15 protein-coding genes and 2 pseudogenes are annotated in these 16,710 nt (G+C 59.6%); 6 read left to right on the forward strand and 11 right to left on the reverse strand.

Annotated features, from left to right (window positions below; all coding sequences use genetic code 11):
- Positions 1 to 89: 89 nt before the first annotated feature.
- Together NKJ07_RS21445 and NKJ07_RS21450 are read left to right on the forward strand one after the other, a co-directional pair.
- Positions 90 to 1,082 carry a transposase gene (locus tag NKJ07_RS21445; protein WP_318566693.1) on the forward strand — a complete coding sequence of 331 codons (993 nt, stop codon included), beginning with the start codon at positions 90 to 92 and terminating at the stop codon, positions 1,080 to 1,082.
- 196 nt (positions 1,083 to 1,278) lie between these two features.
- Positions 1,279 to 2,628: pseudogene (locus tag NKJ07_RS21450) on the forward strand (putative ATP-dependent zinc protease).
- 434 nt (positions 2,629 to 3,062) lie between these two features.
- Here NKJ07_RS21450 and NKJ07_RS21455 read toward each other — a convergent pair.
- Positions 3,063 to 3,308 (reverse strand): glutathione S-transferase N-terminal domain-containing protein, encoded by a 246-nt coding sequence (locus NKJ07_RS21455; protein ID WP_318570896.1) that lies wholly within the window; start codon positions 3,306 to 3,308, stop codon positions 3,063 to 3,065.
- A gap of 206 nt (positions 3,309 to 3,514) precedes the next feature.
- Between NKJ07_RS21455 and NKJ07_RS21460 the strand changes: the two genes are divergently transcribed.
- Complete coding sequence (locus tag NKJ07_RS21460; protein ID WP_318570593.1) at positions 3,515 to 4,342, forward strand: IS5 family transposase; 828 nt, start codon at positions 3,515 to 3,517, stop codon at positions 4,340 to 4,342.
- A gap of 140 nt (positions 4,343 to 4,482) precedes the next feature.
- Here the strand turns inward: NKJ07_RS21460 and NKJ07_RS21465 are convergent.
- The 8 genes and pseudogenes from NKJ07_RS21465 to NKJ07_RS21500 form a co-directional block, all read right to left on the reverse strand.
- A pseudogene (locus tag NKJ07_RS21465) lies at positions 4,483 to 4,835 on the reverse strand (type II toxin-antitoxin system PemK/MazF family toxin).
- Positions 4,836 to 5,038: 203 nt separating this feature from the next.
- Positions 5,039 to 6,313: an IS4 family transposase gene (locus NKJ07_RS21470; RefSeq protein WP_318570594.1), complete on the reverse strand. Its 1,275-nt coding sequence runs from the start codon at positions 6,311 to 6,313 to the stop codon at positions 5,039 to 5,041.
- 102 nt (positions 6,314 to 6,415) lie between these two features.
- Positions 6,416 to 6,517, reverse strand: coding sequence for an AbrB/MazE/SpoVT family DNA-binding domain-containing protein (locus NKJ07_RS21475; RefSeq protein WP_318570595.1), 102 nt, complete (start codon positions 6,515 to 6,517; stop codon positions 6,416 to 6,418).
- Positions 6,518 to 6,600: 83 nt separating this feature from the next.
- On the reverse strand, positions 6,601 to 6,993 hold the full coding sequence (locus NKJ07_RS21480) for a PIN domain-containing protein (RefSeq protein ID WP_318570596.1): 393 nt from the start codon (positions 6,991 to 6,993) through the stop codon (positions 6,601 to 6,603).
- Complete coding sequence (locus tag NKJ07_RS21485) at positions 6,990 to 7,232, reverse strand: AbrB/MazE/SpoVT family DNA-binding domain-containing protein (RefSeq protein ID WP_251344018.1); 243 nt, start codon at positions 7,230 to 7,232, stop codon at positions 6,990 to 6,992. Before NKJ07_RS21485 ends, NKJ07_RS21480 begins: the two co-directional genes overlap by 4 nt.
- A 191-nt stretch (positions 7,233 to 7,423) precedes the next feature.
- Positions 7,424 to 7,843, reverse strand: a complete 420-nt coding sequence (locus tag NKJ07_RS21490; protein WP_318570597.1) for a hypothetical protein — start codon at positions 7,841 to 7,843, stop codon at positions 7,424 to 7,426.
- 285 nt (positions 7,844 to 8,128) lie between these two features.
- The gene (locus NKJ07_RS21495) at positions 8,129 to 8,572 is read right to left on the reverse strand and encodes a hypothetical protein (protein WP_318570598.1); all 444 of its coding nucleotides are present in this window, start codon (positions 8,570 to 8,572) and stop codon (positions 8,129 to 8,131) included.
- A 4-nt stretch (positions 8,573 to 8,576) separates the two neighbouring features.
- Positions 8,577 to 9,095, reverse strand: coding sequence for a DUF7342 family protein (locus NKJ07_RS21500; protein WP_318570599.1), 519 nt, complete (start codon positions 9,093 to 9,095; stop codon positions 8,577 to 8,579).
- A gap of 346 nt (positions 9,096 to 9,441) precedes the next feature.
- Here NKJ07_RS21500 and NKJ07_RS21505 point away from each other — a divergent pair.
- From NKJ07_RS21505 to NKJ07_RS21515, 3 genes are all read left to right on the forward strand, one after another.
- A protein-coding gene (locus NKJ07_RS21505; protein WP_318568060.1) for an IS630 family transposase occupies positions 9,442 to 10,571 on the forward strand; the annotation gives its coding sequence in 2 pieces (ribosomal slippage) (positions 9,442 to 9,877 and positions 9,877 to 10,571; 1,131 coding nt in all).
- Positions 10,572 to 10,597: 26 nt separating this feature from the next.
- Entirely contained in the window at positions 10,598 to 10,897 is a 300-nt protein-coding gene (locus NKJ07_RS21510) for a hypothetical protein (protein WP_318570600.1), read from the forward strand.
- Positions 10,898 to 11,093: 196 nt separating this feature from the next.
- Positions 11,094 to 11,513 (forward strand): sensor histidine kinase, encoded by a 420-nt coding sequence (locus NKJ07_RS21515; RefSeq protein ID WP_318570601.1) that lies wholly within the window; start codon positions 11,094 to 11,096, stop codon positions 11,511 to 11,513.
- Positions 11,514 to 11,625: 112 nt separating this feature from the next.
- Here NKJ07_RS21515 and NKJ07_RS21520 read toward each other — a convergent pair whose 3' ends face one another.
- Together NKJ07_RS21520 and NKJ07_RS21525 are read right to left on the reverse strand one after the other, a co-directional pair.
- Positions 11,626 to 12,822 (reverse strand): PAS domain-containing response regulator, encoded by a 1,197-nt coding sequence (locus NKJ07_RS21520; RefSeq protein ID WP_318570602.1) that lies wholly within the window; start codon positions 12,820 to 12,822, stop codon positions 11,626 to 11,628.
- Between the two features lie 299 nt (positions 12,823 to 13,121).
- Positions 13,122 to 16,676 (reverse strand): PAS domain-containing protein, encoded by a 3,555-nt coding sequence (locus NKJ07_RS21525; protein WP_318570603.1) that lies wholly within the window; start codon positions 16,674 to 16,676, stop codon positions 13,122 to 13,124.
- Between the last annotated feature and the right edge of the window lie 34 nt (positions 16,677 to 16,710).

The raw sequence follows: 16,710 nt of genomic DNA on the forward strand, positions 1-16,710 counted from the left end.
GGTGGGCAATAGTCTATAAGATATTCCCACACGGTGAGGGTGTCATAGAACGATTAGCACACCAAAGAGCAGGGTGAACGCTGAGGTGGATGAGTTCAGCGACCCTGCAAGATGATCCTTCGGTAGACTCGTTCTTCAATGCCGTGGAGACAGAGACGCTAGCGCTGTTCGAGCACCTCTCTTTCGAGTTTCTCGAAGAGTTCGACGTGTTCGCCCCGGCGAAGACGGGGCGAACACGAGACCACGAACCACCAGAACTGATGCGTGGCTTTCTCCACTGCTACTACAAGGACATCTACGGCATTCGTCCCGTTGAACGAGAGCTTCGGAACACGGTCGTCTGGCTGAGCTGTGGATTCGATCGACCGCCGTCGAGAGACGCGGTCGATCGCTTTCTCACCGATCTTGAACACGTCGTTGACAAGGTGTTCGACCACCTCGTCGAGCAGGCCGCCCGGCGCGGCCTGCTCGACTTGACCTACTGTATCGATTCAACAGACGTGAGGGCGATGCCCGCCGATCCAGACGCCTCAAAGTGCTACGATCCAACCGACGACGAGTACTACTACGGCTACGGCTGTACGATCGTCTCGACCGGGCAAAAGATCCCGATCGGAGCGGAGTTCACCGAGAGTAAGCAAGCGCCAGAAGAGACGGCGATGCGCGTCACGCGTGACGCGCTCGCCGTCGCCACACCGATCTGGATGGTCGGTGACAGCGCCTACGACACGCTCGACTGGCACGACCACCTGCTGACCGCAGGGGTCGTGCCAGTCGCTCCATACAACGCCCGGAACGCTGATGACCCGAAAGACATTGAGTACAGGGTCGAAGACCGCATCACCGAACACGGCGAGGACGTTCAGTTGAAGCAGTCCACGTTGGATGAGACGTACAACCGCCGTAGTGGAGTCGAACGAACCAACGAATCAGTGAAGGACTGCGGCCTCGGGCGAACGCACGCCCGAGGCCGCGTCCACGCACGGGCGCAGGTATTTCTCGCCCTGTGCCTTCGCCTCGTCGTCGCAATCACCAACTACGAACGTGGAGACAATCCGGGAAGTACCGTGATCACGGTGTGAGAACTCTTCTATGACACCCTCACACGGTGACAAACCAGTGACTTTGGGTTCATCTATCTCTCCACGAGTGATATGGGTCGTTCGAACGATTCCGGCAGTGCACTGTTAGGTTTTTGAGCGAACACATGGAGGGAGGCTCCCGGAGAATAGGAACTACCGGGCTGACCTAACCCGATGTAGAGTGTAATTTCTAGACATGAGCGAGGCCTTCGCTACGAGTCGCACGATTCCAGAGGAACCAGCGACGGGCGTCCGTGTGGGGGTGTTGAGTTTTCACAATAGCAAAGAAACCAAGACGATCTGTAACGCGGTTCGAGCGCTCGGGCACAGCCAGTCTGGCTTCGCGAAGAGAACACCCGTACCTGGATGGAAAACGGGACGCTCCATTTCGATCCAGATGTCGATATCGTCGCGAACAGGCTCCTGACGACGAAGGCCTCGCAACCGCTCGATGATCTCGGTGTGGCGACGAGCTATGCCGCCGCACGCCCCGTCCTGAACGCGCCCGAAACCGTCATGCGGGCGATGCACAAGTACGGCGCGGCGGCTACCTCGCTGCAGCGGGCCTCCCGGTCCCGGACGCCTACATGGCCTTCGCTCATCAAACCATCAATAACGGCGATCATCCCGTCGACGGCCCGACCGTTCACAAGCCTGCGATCGGGACGAACGGCGACCGGATGGAACTCGTAGACGTGAACGAGGCCGTCTCTCCACAGATCGCCCGACGACGGGCGTTCCTCCAGCAGTTCCTCGACACCGACGCCGAACGACCATTCGATGTCCGTGTCTACGTCGTCGACGATCACATCGTGGGTGCGATGAAACGGTACGCGCCAGCCGATGAATGGCGGACCAACGTCGCGCTCGGCGGCGATGTCGAGGGGATCTCGGACGACCTTCCCGAGGATCCCGCTCGCCTCGCGATAGAGGCGACGACCGTTCTCGATCTCGACTACGCGGGCGTCGATCTGCTGCGGCGTGACGACACGTGGTACGTCCTCGAAGTGAACGCGACAGCCGGGTTCAAGGGCTTTTTCGAGTCGACGGGCGTGAGTCCCGCACCGTACATCGCCCGGCTCGCGATCGAGCGGGCGGAGGGACGCGTCGAGTCAGAGCGGGTCGCAGAACTCGCCACAACACTCGACGACTCCGTGCCCGACTGCAAACCCTCGATCGGTTCGAAGCCAGAGACTCCGGAGACGGTCGGCTACACCGAGCACGTGGCCGTGAGCGGGAGACGGAAGATCGAATACGCGGTCGCCAAGTCGGACACTGGAGCCCAGCGAACGAGCATCGACATCGATCTCGCCGCGGCCGTCGGGGCGGGTCCGATCGTCGACACGACTCGCGTGAAATCCGGAACGCGGAACGGGAGACAGAAGCGTGTCCACTCGTGGACCTCGAGGTCAAACTCGGCAATCGGTGGCACTCCACGACGGCCAGCATCGAGGACAGAAGCCACACGAGCTATCCCGTGCTTCTGGGACGGGACGTCCTGCGAGGCTACCACGTGGATATCGAACAACGGGTGGCCGAAGAATGACGTCCGAGTACTACCCTGCATCCCCTGTCACGCGAGGAATACGTCGAATACGCCTACACGAGCGGCATGGACGATTCGGAGATCGCGGTCCACCGTGGCCGATCTTGGACATCGAGTACGTCGAAGACGAGCCAGAGAGTGGCGACGAACATACCCACCGTTAGGTACACCGTCAGAGTTTGGAAAGACGAGCCAGACGAACCGACGACATTCATCGACCGCACGAACGCGACGCCCACCACAACGGCAACGAACCACGGAATTACCGCAGTGATTATCGCTGGAGAGACAACCATATTCCGCCGCCGAAGAGAGTGCCAGAGTCCAGCGAGTGCGAACGCAGCAATGACAACTACGACCTCCGTTCGAATCATCAGGACGCCCCGGCCGATGCTGTCTCCCGATATGCTATTCGACAAGAACCGTTGGCCACGTCAGTTGTACGTCTCTTCGAGATACTCGACGATGTCGTCACTCTCGGCCATTCCGTCAATACCATGTTCTGGGTCAACGAGGACGGGAACACCTGCTTGGCCGCTGATTGATTTGACCTCGAAGCGGAGGAATCGAAACGGGAGGACGTTGTGCTGTTCGTACTCGAGGCCTAGCTCGTCGAGCTTCCGCTCCACTTTCGCACAGTAGGGACAGCCAGGGAGGCGATAGAGTTCCAGCATCTGAATTCGACCGTCAGGAGGCACCTCCAGAATAAGAACCCGTCGCGGATCCGATACCGGACTGCACGATCGCTTACGACGCGAGAGCTCCGATATCACAGCACTTACTGACGGGAGAACAGTTTTGAATGAACGGCTCTGGTGAATCACTAGACGGCATCTGATTCGTCCGTCAGAACTAGGGAATTGAAGCGGGAAATTGACGATGCTCTATGTCGAAAATCTCCCGCTTCACGAGCAAAGCAGTCACGTTGGATAAAAATGCTGTTGATGGACGAGGCGAAGTCGCCGCCCCCGAAGGGGGTGGCGGCTTCGCCGATTACGCACTCGTTTCCCTCCACTGTCTGCGGGTTTACCTCGATGCGTCGTACCGTGACGCCTTGGACTGGCTGAGCGAGATGCCACAAATTCTCGGGGAGATCGGCCTCGAAGAGGACGATCTCCCTGATCACTCGACGCTAGTGAAGGCATTCGATAGGTTCCAGATGAAGATCTGGCGAGTGCTGCTCCGACTCTCGTCGGAGCTGCACGACCTCTCGGGTCACGCCGCTATCGACGCGACGTTCTTCGACCGTGAAAACGCGAGCAAACATTACTGCCGTCGGACGAATTATCGCGTTCAAACACTCAAAACAACCGCTCTCGTCGACACAGAGACTCAAGCCATCCGTGACATTCACTGTACGACCGAGAAACGTCACGACACACAACTCGGCTGGCAGGTCGCCTGCCGCAACGCAGGCGACCTGACCAGCCTCGCCGCCGACAAAGGTTACGACTGGATGGCGTTACGCGAAAAACTTCGAGAAGAGGGCGTGAGACCGCTGATTAAGCACCGACTCTTCCGGCCCATCGACCACGCGCACAACGCGCGGGTCGATGGGCCTCGCTACCGCCAGAGATCGATGTGTGAGACCGTCTTCTCGTCGATCAAGCGCACGCTCGGCAACGCCGTGCGTGCGCGAACCTGGTTCCGTGAATTTCGTGAACTCGTTTTGATGTGTATCGTTCACAACATCAAGCAAGCTGTAGACCCGTGAAATCACGCGCTGTATGGCGATTCACCAGAGCCAAAATTACGATACGCCCGTGACAATCCCCAGCAGACCGAACTGCACCCATACTCCAGTTCCGCCCGAAGAAGCCGAAGACAACTAAATTTCTGCGTGGAATATCGGCTCTATAGGTTTTTCAAGCCGAGACTGTATTCTGGTGCATCATCGACTTCCTCCATCCGAGTGTTGGGGATGGAATCGATATTGTTTGCGATGCGGTGTTCAATAGAGACGGTGCGAATCTGACTGCAGAAGGCGACCGAGTCTTCTCTCAGCGAGCACGCACCGGCCGAGACGAGAACCTCGAAGGGATACAGCAGGTCTCCTCGGGATGTCGTGAATGGGACGACAATCCTCGTCGGGGCGTCCCGTTCCCAACGTCGTTTTGCATAACGAGACACGGGCAAGTTCCCCGCTGCTCCGCGCCCCCCACCGGATTGAGGTCAACGATAACTATGTCCGGACGAGGAACGTTCAGCAGTTACCAATCCGGCACATCGCCGAGATATCGATTGTTCTCGTGCGACACACGGCCATCTCTTCTTCGAGGACTTCCGACTCTGCTGCATATCGTCGATAGCCTTCGGCGAGCACATCTCGGCTTACTGGCTTCTCGATAGTGATTTTCCCGTTTTCCTCGTGGATGATTACCTTGTCGCCTCCGTGAACATTCGTCTTTAGTTAGACCTCACACCTCGGTTGCGTAGCGGTAGCGAGCGTCTCTTGGAGTATCGTTCGTTGCTGGTGGATCTTCTGGGCATCCTCGATCAGCCGCTCCAGCAACGGCGGTGGCGAGTAGCCGAGATACTCACCAAGTTCGTGGAGGATAAGCTGGGCGTGCGACCGGAAGGTCGCCGCCCAGCGTTCCGGTGGAAACACGATCTCGTCGTCAGCCTGCTCGGTAACCAGATCCAACAGCTCACGGCTCACCAGCAGTGACAGCAACGCCGCATACAGCAGAATTTTCACTACATCCGGGTCGCTTGTGTCGAACTCGTCCAACTCGTACTGCGTCTTCAGTTCACGAAACAGGGTTTCTACTTCCCAACGACACCGATACAACGTTGCTAGATCCTCTGGGAAGAACTCATCTCGCGGCAGATTCGTGATGTACAGATGGTAGTCGTCGGCGTCCTCATCGCGGACGCCGACGACGCGGAATTGCTTCGTATCCAGCGAGCGCGTTCCCTCGTACTGGCCTCGCTTGAACTCCGCTTCGACCTCTACGTCGATATACTTCCGCGAGAGATCATCGACTACATCGTGGATCTGCTTGCCCTCCAAGGGAATGGCGCGCCCGCGCCATTCCCGTAATTCCTCCGTTATCACCGGGTTCGCGCTCTTCTTCAGCCGACTCACGAAGTAGCCGTCATTCTCGTCGATCAACGCGAACCGGCGGTACTTGAAGTACGCCAGATCAAGCAACACCAGCCGTCCTTGTAGCCACGAACCTGTCTTGAACAGCGTGCTGTCGTGCGTTTTCTCGTCTGTCACGTCGATCCGTTCAATCGTCTCATCGGTGGCGTTGTGGAGCAGGTGGAGCTTCGCTCCAGCCTGCTCCTCGTGACGGGCTTGGAACTCATCAGAGAGAAACTCGTGCAACCGCAACACCGTTCCATCAGCGATCATCACGTCCCTGAATCGGTCGATATCAGCGTCAACAGCGTCGGGAACAGCGACCTCGTCGAGGCCGTGCTCGACGAGGTCGCGCAGATACTCCGCAAACGTCGGCGTCAACCGCTGATGGAATCCGCCGGGAGAGAGCGGTTCATCGGCGGTAGCGTTGTAGCTGCGACGGAATCCAGCGAGTGTTCGGCTCTCGCCTGCGGCGAAGCCGAACACGAACGACCACACGAGGGCGGGCATCTGTGTTTTCCTGTTGCGTTCGACCACGCCGAGTTCCTCGGCGTGCTCTTCGAGGAACTCAGATGGAAAAAGCGTAGTGAGTCGACGCATAATTCGAGGTGAGGACGGAGAGTTGTGCACAGACTTCTCCTCCTCACTCCTTCCGAAAAGTAGCCTCGATAAGCCGCTACTGTCACGCGGTTCGTCTCCTAACTAAAGACGGATGCCTCCGTGAATGTCGAACTTCTCTCGGAGCTCCTTAGGGATGATGACTTGCCCGCGTTCTCCGACCTTGCGCTCCTCGCTGCGGCCCATATATACACGTATGATACAGATACTCAAAGCGCTTTCCGGCTCCCCAAGTAAACGCTACGAGTCAGGGGTACGGCCGTGACGAATCACTCTTCCTGCTCATCGGTTGGTTCCAACGGGACCCTCGAAACCTCAATATTCTCGTAATCTTTCTCCGAGGAGAGCACGTCTAGTCTTCGGGTTTCTGCAGTTGCGGCGTGGAACGCGTCGAAAGGCGTCATTCCCTCGTCGTAGTAGTTTACGGCTTTGAGAACCACCTGCTTCTCCTCCTCGTCACGGACGGGAACTAATTCGAGCAGATTGGCCACGAGCGGAACGTAATCGAACTCGTAACGTTCCCGAGCGAGGACGAGTTCGAGATACGAGAACGCCGACGTTTCGACTTCGTGTTCGTCAAGCGCGGCTTCTGCCGACTCCTGTAGCCAATCGGTGTCTTTCGCGAGGGCAAGAAGAAAGTCCGTTTCGACGTACACCGTCATCTACCGCCCTCACTCCGAGCTTCCGCCTTCGCTTCGTCCTCGATATCCTCTCGTATCTCTTCGACAGAAGCATCACGGAGCTCACCTGCCGCTGCGCGGACAGCCGCGAGCGGGTCGTCTGCGACCGGAATGAGTTCGATTCTATCCTCGTAGGTCACGATGTGGTACCGTTCCCCGTACTTTTCTCGCACCTCTTTGGGGATGTAGAGGCGGCCCTGTTTGTCCGTCTCTGCTGACATAGATTAGAATTTGGTGGCATAGATGAAATATCTTTCCACCAAATCCAATATAATACCATTCGATGAAGGCGTCCGGCTGGTCTGTAGTGTGATGAACGGCCTTGTTGAAACCCTCACCCGGTGATAGGTTTCAGTAGTCCTGCCGAATACAGAGCGCTTACACAGCAAGTCGCTGATTGATAGGAACCGACTTATTCCCCACTTGTTGCAGTCCACGTCGCACTCGCCTCGACTGCGTTTTCGAATGTGAGTTGCGTCACTTCTGGAGGGGTATCCTCTCCACCTGCCGGGAGAAACTGGAACCGTATATCATCTCCTGTCGAGCCGAGTTGGGCGATGAGCATGACTATCTCACCCTGCTCAGCGGTGACAAACGCACGACGAACGACCGTCGTCCCGGCAGCGACATCAATATCAAGGGAGGCATCGTATTCATCTAACTTCGTCTCGACCGATACTGGGACAGCGTTGTTCCCTGTGTTCTTAATGACGAGTGTTCCCCCCGGATACTCGGGCTCTTGATTACTCCCCGGAAGGATTCCCGTGCAGCCTGATACTGATACGGCACCGAGACATCCCCCGATTGCACGTAGATATCGCCGTCTCTGCATACTCATGCTTCCGAACCGGCTGGTAAAATGTCTTCATCCACAACGATTACTGTTCGTTGGGTATCTCTCACCGATTCAACCGGTCTTTCTATCCAGACTCGAATCTACCGAAGCCGCTGTGTTGGATAGATTCTCTGTACCTTGCACGCCGATATTGTCGAGCGTTGAGGGTTTCAACAGAGCCAGATGAACGTATTCGTCCCGTTGGCAAACAATAGAGGACCACGCGGGGATTGCATAAGTGACTCCTTTGATTTTCTCTCTCAGCCACTCCGGTCGAAATGCTTAGCGGTCGGTGAGACGGGTTTCGAGGCGGTCGAGAATTCCCCAGAGCAACGGAACTGGCTGGAGGCTGTCGAAAGAGACCGCCTCGTACTCGTATTCATTGCCCGCGGAGAGACGTTCTTGATAGTGTGCCCATCCATCTACGTGCGGATTCGGCTCGTGGTGCCACCCACAGTCGAAGTTCGAGCTTTCGCTGTAATGAAAGGCGAACTCTGGGTCTGCGTCGGCAGTCTCGCCCGCGTACCACCGAAGGGTGAGTGTTCCCTCGTCCGCTTCGCTTCCGAGAATAGCCGGGTCAAGTGTCGCAACCACACGGATGAATTGGCCGGGGGGTTCCCCACTCGCATGTTGGACGGCAGGATGCCGCTCAATCGTGCGTCTGAGTTCAAGTAGAACCGTGTGCGATGCCTGTCCGGGGTCGTAGCCGCCGTCGAACGCGAACATCCGGTCAGGCAGGTGCCGGGGTACTTCCAGCGTAGTCAGAATAGTGTTCGATAGCGTCCTCTACAAGCTGGAGACGATACGCGAGGATGTCCCAGTCGTTCGCCGTCTGGCGCATCTCTCGCGTTGTCTCGGCGGTATCGGTATGTGCCGCCTGCTTGCGAAGGTCACTCGGTGAATCTGCGTCATACTCAGTCTGCCACTCCTCGACCTGCTCCTGTAGGTCGCCACGCAGTTCGAGAAGGTCGTCGCGGGTCCGGTTGTCGAGGAGGTCGCGGAGGGCTTGCATTCGCGTGTAGAGCGGGTCGGGCTCGTACTGGGTTGCGGTTCCTCCGGTAGTGGTTCGGAGAACGTTCATCTCGACGAGGCGCTGGAGATGGTCGCGCGCAGTATTTCCCGCGACGTGGGCCTGCTCTGCAATCCAGTCAGCCGGCTTGGGCTCGGAAACTGTAATGGCGACTGCGCGCACGCGGTCAAAGGCGCTCTGGTGCTCTTTCCAGAGTTCGGCCCCTGATTCATCGGTCATACGTAGCGGTTGACGCTGGACCACAATAATTCTATGGAGAAAACAAACTATTGAACAGGAACGACGGCAGAAGTGACGAGCTGACCGCGGGAGAGGCTGACGCGTTCTCCAGAAAGTCAAGCGTCAGTGGTTTTATTATGAACTACGGTAATCTTGACTCTAGTAAATCGCACGACGGAGGAGATGGGGATGACGTGGCATAATGAACTCTACTCCGAAATGGGAGAAGGGTTTAAATACACCTCGTCGCCGTCTGTTGACTCCTAGTGCCGCTTCAGCCCTGAACTGCTAGATTTTTCTCCTCAGCGCACCTCTTAGGAGTATCAGACGTGTTCTGAAGTCCATCATGCCACGAACCAAACAGTACGTTGTCGATCTGTCTGCCGATGAACGAGCTGAACTCGAAGCGATGCTAGCGGCTGGAACGCACAAAACACGCGTTCTCACGCGTGCACGGTGTCTCTTGCACGCCGATGACGGCTTGACTGACAAGCAGGTCAGTCAAGCCGTCGGCTGTCACCCCGGCACGGTTGGACGCATTCGGAAACGGTACGTGGAGGACGGCCTTGCGGCGATTAATCGCCGCGAGGCCGACCGTGTCTACGAGCGTAAACTCGATGGGCGCGAAGAAGCTCACCTCATCGCATTGGCCTGTAGCGACCCACCAGAAGGACGCTCTCGCTGGTCGCTTCACCTTCTAGCCGAACACCTCGTTGCCCTCAACGAGATCGACGTCGAGTCGATCTCTCACGAAACCGTCCGACAGGTGCTAAAAAAACACGGCTACACCCTCACCGATCAGAATCGTGGGTGATCAAACCCGAACACAACGCCGCGTTTGTCTGTCGGATGGAAGACCTCCTCGACCTCTACCACGAACCGTACGACCCAGTTCGTCCTGTCGTCTGCTTCGACGAGAGTAACAAAGCGCTTCACAAGCACGTCCGTGACCCGCTCCCGGCCCGTCCGGGAGCGGTCGCTCGGTACGACTACACCTACGAACGAAACGGCACACGGAACCTCTTCATGATGAGTGAACCGCTCGTTGGCTGGCGACACGTCGAGGTGACAAAACGCCGTCGCAAGCAAGAATTCGTCCAGCAGATGCAGACACTTTCCGATGAGCACTACCCGGATGCCGAGTGCATCCGGGTGGTGCTCGACAACCTCGATACGCACAAAGCCTACGCGTTCTACGAATTTCTCCCACCGAAGGAAGCACGCCGTCTGCTTGGGAAGCTAGAGTTCCATTTCACGCCCAAACACGGTAGCTGGCTCAACATGGCCGAAATAGAGTTCAGCGCACTCACTACCGAATGCCTCGATCGTCGTATTCCCGACGCAGCGACCCTCCGTGCGGAGGTAGCTGCGTGGGAGCGCACTCGAAATGAGGATAACTCGGCCATCGACTGGCAGTTCACCACCGAGGACGCACGTATCAAACTCCGTCAGCTATATCCAACAAATCACGCTTGAAGCGGCACTAGGTGTTATGCGGCAGGATGGGCGCTGCAGCAGATGACCAAGCTGCCTCCACCGAAGAAGTCGCCAGCATGATTGACCAGGTTGCAGATGCCGCGGAACAAGTAAGTGGTGAATCCGGGAACGTTTCTGCAGCCGCCCAAGAGCAGGCATCCTCGCTCACACAAATTGCACAGAACACGCAGACGCTTGCCGACCAAGCAGAGGAACTCCAAGGGCTGCTCTCGGGGTTCACGATTGGAGAAGCAGCGGCTGAGTCATCAGTGCACACATCCAAAACGGGTGCGATGGTGTCAACAGATGGTGGTATCCATCGCTAGACTGCAGATATTCATACGTCGACAGTTACAGCAACGGTAAGACAGACTTGATGAGTTCGCAAGCGTCGTCTCGCACGACCTGCGGAGCCGACTCTATGTCGCACAGGGACGGCCGATGCTCGTGGCCGAAGCGTGTGAGACTGCACATACGGAGCACTGTTGAAGTACTCGGTCGAATCAGGAGAGTATCGAAGATATGCTGACGCTTGCGCGACAAGGCGAGACAGTGGGCGAGACAACACGGGTTGCAGGCCCTAATTTCGTCGAGAGTTGCTGGGAGTTATCGGGAGCTGACAGCGCCACAGTCGAACTCGTTGATTCGTTCGATCTGTTCGGTGACCGGTCACGGCTCCGGTACGTCTTTGAGAACCTCCTTCGAAACACGGTCGAGCACGGCCCTGACGACGTCACTGTCCATGTCGGCCGGACCGGTGAGGGCCTCTACGTAGAGGACGAGGGACTGAGTATTCCCATAGACAAGCACGAGACCGTGTACCAGCCAAGTCACTCTTCGGCGTCCGGCGGGACAGGGTTTGGACTCAGTATTGTCCGCCGGATCGCTGAGGCACACGAGTCGGACGTGGACATCACCGAGCGTTCTGCTGGCGGTTCCTGATTCGAGTTCGGTGGCGTTCGGCTCGAACCCCGGTCGGATGACGCTGAGTTAGCGGCTCACGAGTGAACGCAGAAGCCGCTGCTCTACGGGTACGACACCACCAGCCGGCCAGTCAGCGCCGTTCGTCGCTCGACTGGTCCGTCGTGTCGCGGTAGAGCCACAGGTTCGCCGCGCCCTTGGGGAGCGTGTATGGGATATAATCGCGCTCGAGGGTCCGACCGTCTGCCAGCTGGAACCGCTCACCGTGCACAGGTTCTCGTCGGTCGAGGAGCTCCTCGATCCGGTCGACGAACCGGTCGGGGTCGGCGAAGAGGCCCTGCAATTCCGCGGCCGCCTGCGCACAATCGCGACCGATGAGGTCGTCACACGAGGCAGGCACACCGAACAGGCCACAGAGCGCGTCGTTCGCCACGATGATCTCCCGGTCGATGTTCTCGACGAGGACGCCGGTCGACAGTTCGTCGACGACCGTCTCCAGTACCGTGGCCGTCCGTGCGGCGTGTCGCTCGCGGCGTTTCCGCCCGGTGATGTCACGCCCGAAGCCGGCGATTCGTGTGACGGTCCCGCTGCCGTCGGCGATCGGGGTGGCCTGCACCCACACCCACCGGTGTGTCCCCTCGGCGGGTGTGACCCGGTACTCGATGTCGACCCGTTTGCCGTCCGAGGCGGTGGCCATCGCCGCCTCGACGTCGTTCCGATCCGCCGGATGGACTTGGTCGAGAAAGCTCCGTGGGTCGTCGAACAGGTCGTCGACAGGGTATCCCCAGATGTCCTCGTACGCGGAGTTGATGTAGAGCAATTCCTCCCAGTCGCTGTCGAACATCCAGAGCAGGTCCGACGTCGCCTCGGTCAGGTCTCGAAGCCGTGACTCGACTTCGGCGACCTGCGTCTCGGCACGGTATTGCGAAACCGCGTTCTGGACGCGGTTGGCCAGCAACTCATACTGCTCCGTGCCGAGCCCCTTCTGGAGGTAATCGGTGACGCCGGCGGAGATCGCGTCGCTCGCGACGTCCTCGCTCCCCTTCCCCGTGTACAGAATGAACGGCAGATCGGGGTGTCGGGTCCGGACCGTCCGGAGAAACTCGATGCCGTTCTGCCCGGGCATGTCGAAGTCCGAGACGACGCAGTCAAACGCCGCGAGGTCGAACGCCTCGAGTGCCTGCGTCGGGCTCGTCGCCGTCTCGATACCAATCTGATCGGACTCCCCTTGGAGAAACGTCGCGGTCAGATCGGTGAACGCGGGGTCGTCGTCGACGTGGAGGATCCGAGTCCGGCAGTCGGCCTGTCGGCGCTGGACGGTGATCCTCACGGTCGCTCCAGGGGTGTGCGGTGGGGTCGCATGCCGACCAGTGCGCGGGTGTCGGCACTCGACCGAGCGCCTGCTCCCCGCGCCGCGCCGGTGGAGCACCCTATCTGGCGGTCGCTCACTCCCACTCGAACCCGGTGGAACGTAGGCACGGGACTGTCACTCGTCGTCGCGCCGAGTCCGACCCGTGCAATCATTAGATCTCTTCGTCCATGCCTGCTGTTCTCATGCTATGCGTATCAGAATTGTCCGTCCGTATTGAATTCATGCCTCATTATCTTCACAGATAACTACAACCCCGATCACCGAGGGTCTCGCCCGGGTGGAGTGAAATCGAAGCGCACACCCCCGGACGCGCTCTCCGCGAGGCCGACCGACCAGCCGTGTGCGCCGGCGAGGTCGGTCACGATCGCCAGCCCGAACCCCGTGCCGTCGGGACTCGACGTGTAGCCGTACTCGAAGACCTCCTCACGTTTCTCCGGCGGGATCCCGGGACCGTCGTCTGCCACGTAGAACCCCGGTTGGTCCGTCAGTGGCCCGACGGTGACGCTCACGTCGTCGGGACCGTGTTCGACCGCGTTGCGAAAGAGGTTCTCGAACAGTTGCGTGAGCAGGCTCTCGTCGCCCTCGACCGTCGGGAGTCCTTCGTCGACGTGCACCGCCGCGTCCTTCGTCTCGACGTAGCTCCACGCGTCGCGAGCGACCGCACACAGCGCACAGTCGGTCGGGTCCTCGATCTCGGTGCCCGCCTTCGACAGGGTCAGCAGGTCGTCGACGAGCGCCTCCATCCGATCGAGCGCCGACGCCGTCTTCTCGAAGTACGCGGGCTCTCCCATCTCTTCGGCGAGTTCAAGATAGCCGTTCGCGACGCCGAGTGGGTTTCGCAGGTCGTGGGAGACGATACTGGCGAACTTCTCGAGGCGATCGTTCTGTGCTTCGAGCGCCCGCTCGCGGTCACGGAGGAGTGCCGTCCCTTCCGCGCGGGACAGCGCACCGGACAGCGCTTCGGCGAGGAGTTCCAGGACGGTCGTGTCGATCTCGTCGAAGTCGGCTGCATCGAGTTCGGAGACACCGATCACGCCGTGGGTTCCGAGCGGGATGGTCAGTGGCGTCTCCCTCGCCGCTGGGTCAACCGTCCCGCCGTCCGGAGATGTCTGTTTCCGAGCTACCTCGCCGGTCGACGTGTTTCGCGCGAACGCCGAGAGCGGGCCGGCCTCGGCCGCTCGTTCGTACGTCGTCACCGCTCGGGTGGTCGCCTCGTCTTGGGACGTGTCGGTAGCCCGTTGTGCGGGACCCTGCAGCTGGATCCGGCAGAAGTCCACCCCGACGACGTCGATCGCTGCGTCGACACCGATCCGGGCTGCTTCGGCCGCATCCGATACATCGATCAGTTGACTCGTGTACTGCTGAAGCTGTTCCAGCTTTCGCCTGTGCTTCTCGAATGGGGTGATATCAGCAGCGATCCCCGCGAGCTGCACGACCCTTCCGTCAGTGTCCCGGATCGGGTAGACCTGCGACCGAAGCCACCGCGTGCCGCGCTTGGGGTGCCGGACACGGAACTGCTGTACCTGTGGCCAGTCCGCATCCCCCGTCATTTGTCGCTCGATGTCTGTTTCCATCGCCTCGACATCGTCCGGGTGAATCTTGTCGAGCCACGCTTCCGGGTTCCGGCGCAGTTCGTGTTCAGAGACGCCGTAGAGGTCCTCGGCGGCAGAGTTCACGAACAACACTTCCGAGTAGTCCGGCCGCACGAGAAAAAAGCCCTGATCGACGTTCTTGGTGAACGTCTCGAACTGCTGTCGCGCCCGTCGCAACTCTCGTTCCCGGCGTTTCTGCTCGGTGATGTCTTGCATCACACCCCGCAGCACGGTGTTCGAGTCGTTGTTCACTACCGGATTGCCCCACGCCCGAACGTCTCTGACGTCGCCATCGACCCGGACGACGCGGAGGTCGAGTTTGTACGGGTCTCCCGTTTCGAGCGCTTGTTCGACGGCAGCAGTGATCGTGTCCCTGTCGTCGGGGTGGTAGAACTCGATCCCGTCGGTCAGCGTCGGCTCATCGCTCGGCTCGACGCCGTGGATGCGTCGGACGCCGCTGGACCAGTAGAGGTCGTCCGCCGCCGGATCGTACTCCCAGATCCCGATGTCGGCGAGGTCCTGCACGCGCTCGAAGAGGAAGCTCTGTCGCTCGAGTTCGGTGCGCCGCGTTTCCCGCGTGAGTTCCGCACCGATCAGTTCGGCCATGAGTTCCACGAGCGTGCGTTCGAACTCGTCGAACGGCTTGTCGCGGGCGCTCGGGCTCGAGAAGTTGAGCGTCCCAAACCGTTTCCCGTCGACGGTGAGGGGCACGCCAACGTACGCCTCTAGCTCGAACTCTTGATACGCGGGGTGTGAGCTCTTGCCGGCGTCGATCGCGTCAACGAACGAGCTGACGGTGTCCGTCCTGATCACCTCGTCACAGTACGTCGTAGACAGGGCGAACCGGTCGCCGGGTTCGATCGGTGCGTCCGGCGCGTACGCGCTGTCGACGGTGTACGTGTCGTCTTCGATCGCCGCGACCAGCCCGATGTCGAGGTCCAGCGTCTCACACCCGAGTTCGAGAAGCGACTCGACGCGCTCGTCGCTCGAGAGCGTCTCGTCGGCGACCACGGTCTGGACCTCTCGGAGCCGGTCGCGTTCGCGTTCGAGTTGCTGCTGGACCGCGTGTTGGTCAGTGACGTCCCGTGCCACGACGAGCACGTCCTGGTCCTCGCCGTTCTCCAGGGGTGCCAGCCGAACGTCGTACCACCGTCGATCCAGTTGCGTGTCGAGACTGAGCCGGAGGTCAAAGTCATACAACCCGGTCGCACCGCCGTCGCCCTCAATCTCTCTGCGTGTCTCTTTGACCGCTTGAGTGAACTCCGTCGCGTCGGCGGCAGAAACCATCCCTTCGACGAGAGTACCGAGCGACTCATCTTCGACTCGCGCCGCGGTGCGCCGGCCCAAGGCTCTGGCGGCGGCGGTGTTCGCGAACCGCACGGTGAGTGTGTCGTCGACGACGAACACCGCATCGTGCACGCTCTGGAGCACTGCCTCGTGTCGCTCGAGTTCCTGTTGTCGGTCTCGTTCACTGCTGATTTCTCGAGAAAAGACGGTGAGCCCGTCGGTGTCCGGGAAGGCGCGGGCACGTACCCAGGAGTCGAACGGCTTGCCGAGCCGTTTCTCGAACGAGACGGGGAATCCGGTCTCCATCGCAGTCCGGTACTTCTCTTCAATATCCGTTCCGACGATCGCGGGGAACTCCTCCCAGAGCGTGTTCCCGACCACGGCGTCGGGGTCACGACCGACGCGCTCGGCCATGGCCCTGTTCATGTACTCGATACGCCACTCCCTGTCGACCGCGTACACAGCGTCGGTTGTCCGTTCGATCGTCTGTCGAAATCGCGTTTCGAGTCGCCTCGTGTGCCGTCGTTCGCGCACGTCCCTGACCTGTGCCCGGAGACGATCGGCGAGAAGCGCCACCCCGTCGTCGGGCGTCTCATACGGGACGTAGCCGGAAACGCCCGCTCGGATGGCGCTTCGCGCCGTCTCGTCGCAACCGCTGTCGGTGAACAGCAGCACCGGAAGCGTCTCGTCGCGTTCTCTGATCGACGCGACGAGGTCGACGCCGGTCCGGTCCGGAAGTTCACTGGCAGTGACGACGCAGTCGACTCGCTCGGACGCGACCCGTTCGACGACGTCTTCGGCACGGCTCTCGGAGACGATATTGATGTCGCTGTCCCGTTCGAACTGGGACCGCAACGCCTCTTCGATCGCCGGCTCACCGCCCACGCACAGAACCCGTGCCGGTGCGTCTCGTTCGTCGACCGGTCCACGCATATCACCAGACTCCACGCAAAATCAGAAAATAAGC

Source organism: Salinigranum marinum, assembly GCF_024228675.1.
Classification (GTDB): domain Archaea; phylum Halobacteriota; class Halobacteria; order Halobacteriales; family Haloferacaceae; genus Salinigranum; species Salinigranum marinum.

Bases quoted from the DNA above. Each gene is read 5' to 3' on its own strand.
- NKJ07_RS21445 (WP_318566693.1), top strand. From the start codon at position 90: ATGAGTTCAGCGACCCTGCAAGATGATCCTTCGGTAGACTCGTTCTTC.
- NKJ07_RS21460 (WP_318570593.1), top strand. From the start codon at position 3,515: ATGTCGAAAATCTCCCGCTTCACGAGCAAAGCAGTCACGTTGGATAAA.
- NKJ07_RS21470 (WP_318570594.1), bottom strand. From the start codon at position 6,313: ATGCGTCGACTCACTACGCTTTTTCCATCTGAGTTCCTCGAAGAGCAC.
- NKJ07_RS21475 (WP_318570595.1), bottom strand. From the start codon at position 6,517: ATGGGCCGCAGCGAGGAGCGCAAGGTCGGAGAACGCGGGCAAGTCATC.
- NKJ07_RS21480 (WP_318570596.1), bottom strand. From the start codon at position 6,993: ATGACGGTGTACGTCGAAACGGACTTTCTTCTTGCCCTCGCGAAAGAC.
- NKJ07_RS21485 (WP_251344018.1), bottom strand. From the start codon at position 7,232: ATGTCAGCAGAGACGGACAAACAGGGCCGCCTCTACATCCCCAAAGAG.
- NKJ07_RS21490 (WP_318570597.1), bottom strand. From the start codon at position 7,843: ATGCAGAGACGGCGATATCTACGTGCAATCGGGGGATGTCTCGGTGCC.
- NKJ07_RS21495 (WP_318570598.1), bottom strand. From the start codon at position 8,572: ATGTTCGCGTTCGACGGCGGCTACGACCCCGGACAGGCATCGCACACG.
- NKJ07_RS21500 (WP_318570599.1), bottom strand. From the start codon at position 9,095: ATGACCGATGAATCAGGGGCCGAACTCTGGAAAGAGCACCAGAGCGCC.
- NKJ07_RS21510 (WP_318570600.1), top strand. From the start codon at position 10,598: ATGGGCGCTGCAGCAGATGACCAAGCTGCCTCCACCGAAGAAGTCGCC.
- NKJ07_RS21515 (WP_318570601.1), top strand. From the start codon at position 11,094: ATGCTGACGCTTGCGCGACAAGGCGAGACAGTGGGCGAGACAACACGG.
- NKJ07_RS21525 (WP_318570603.1), bottom strand. From the start codon at position 16,676: ATGCGTGGACCGGTCGACGAACGAGACGCACCGGCACGGGTTCTGTGC.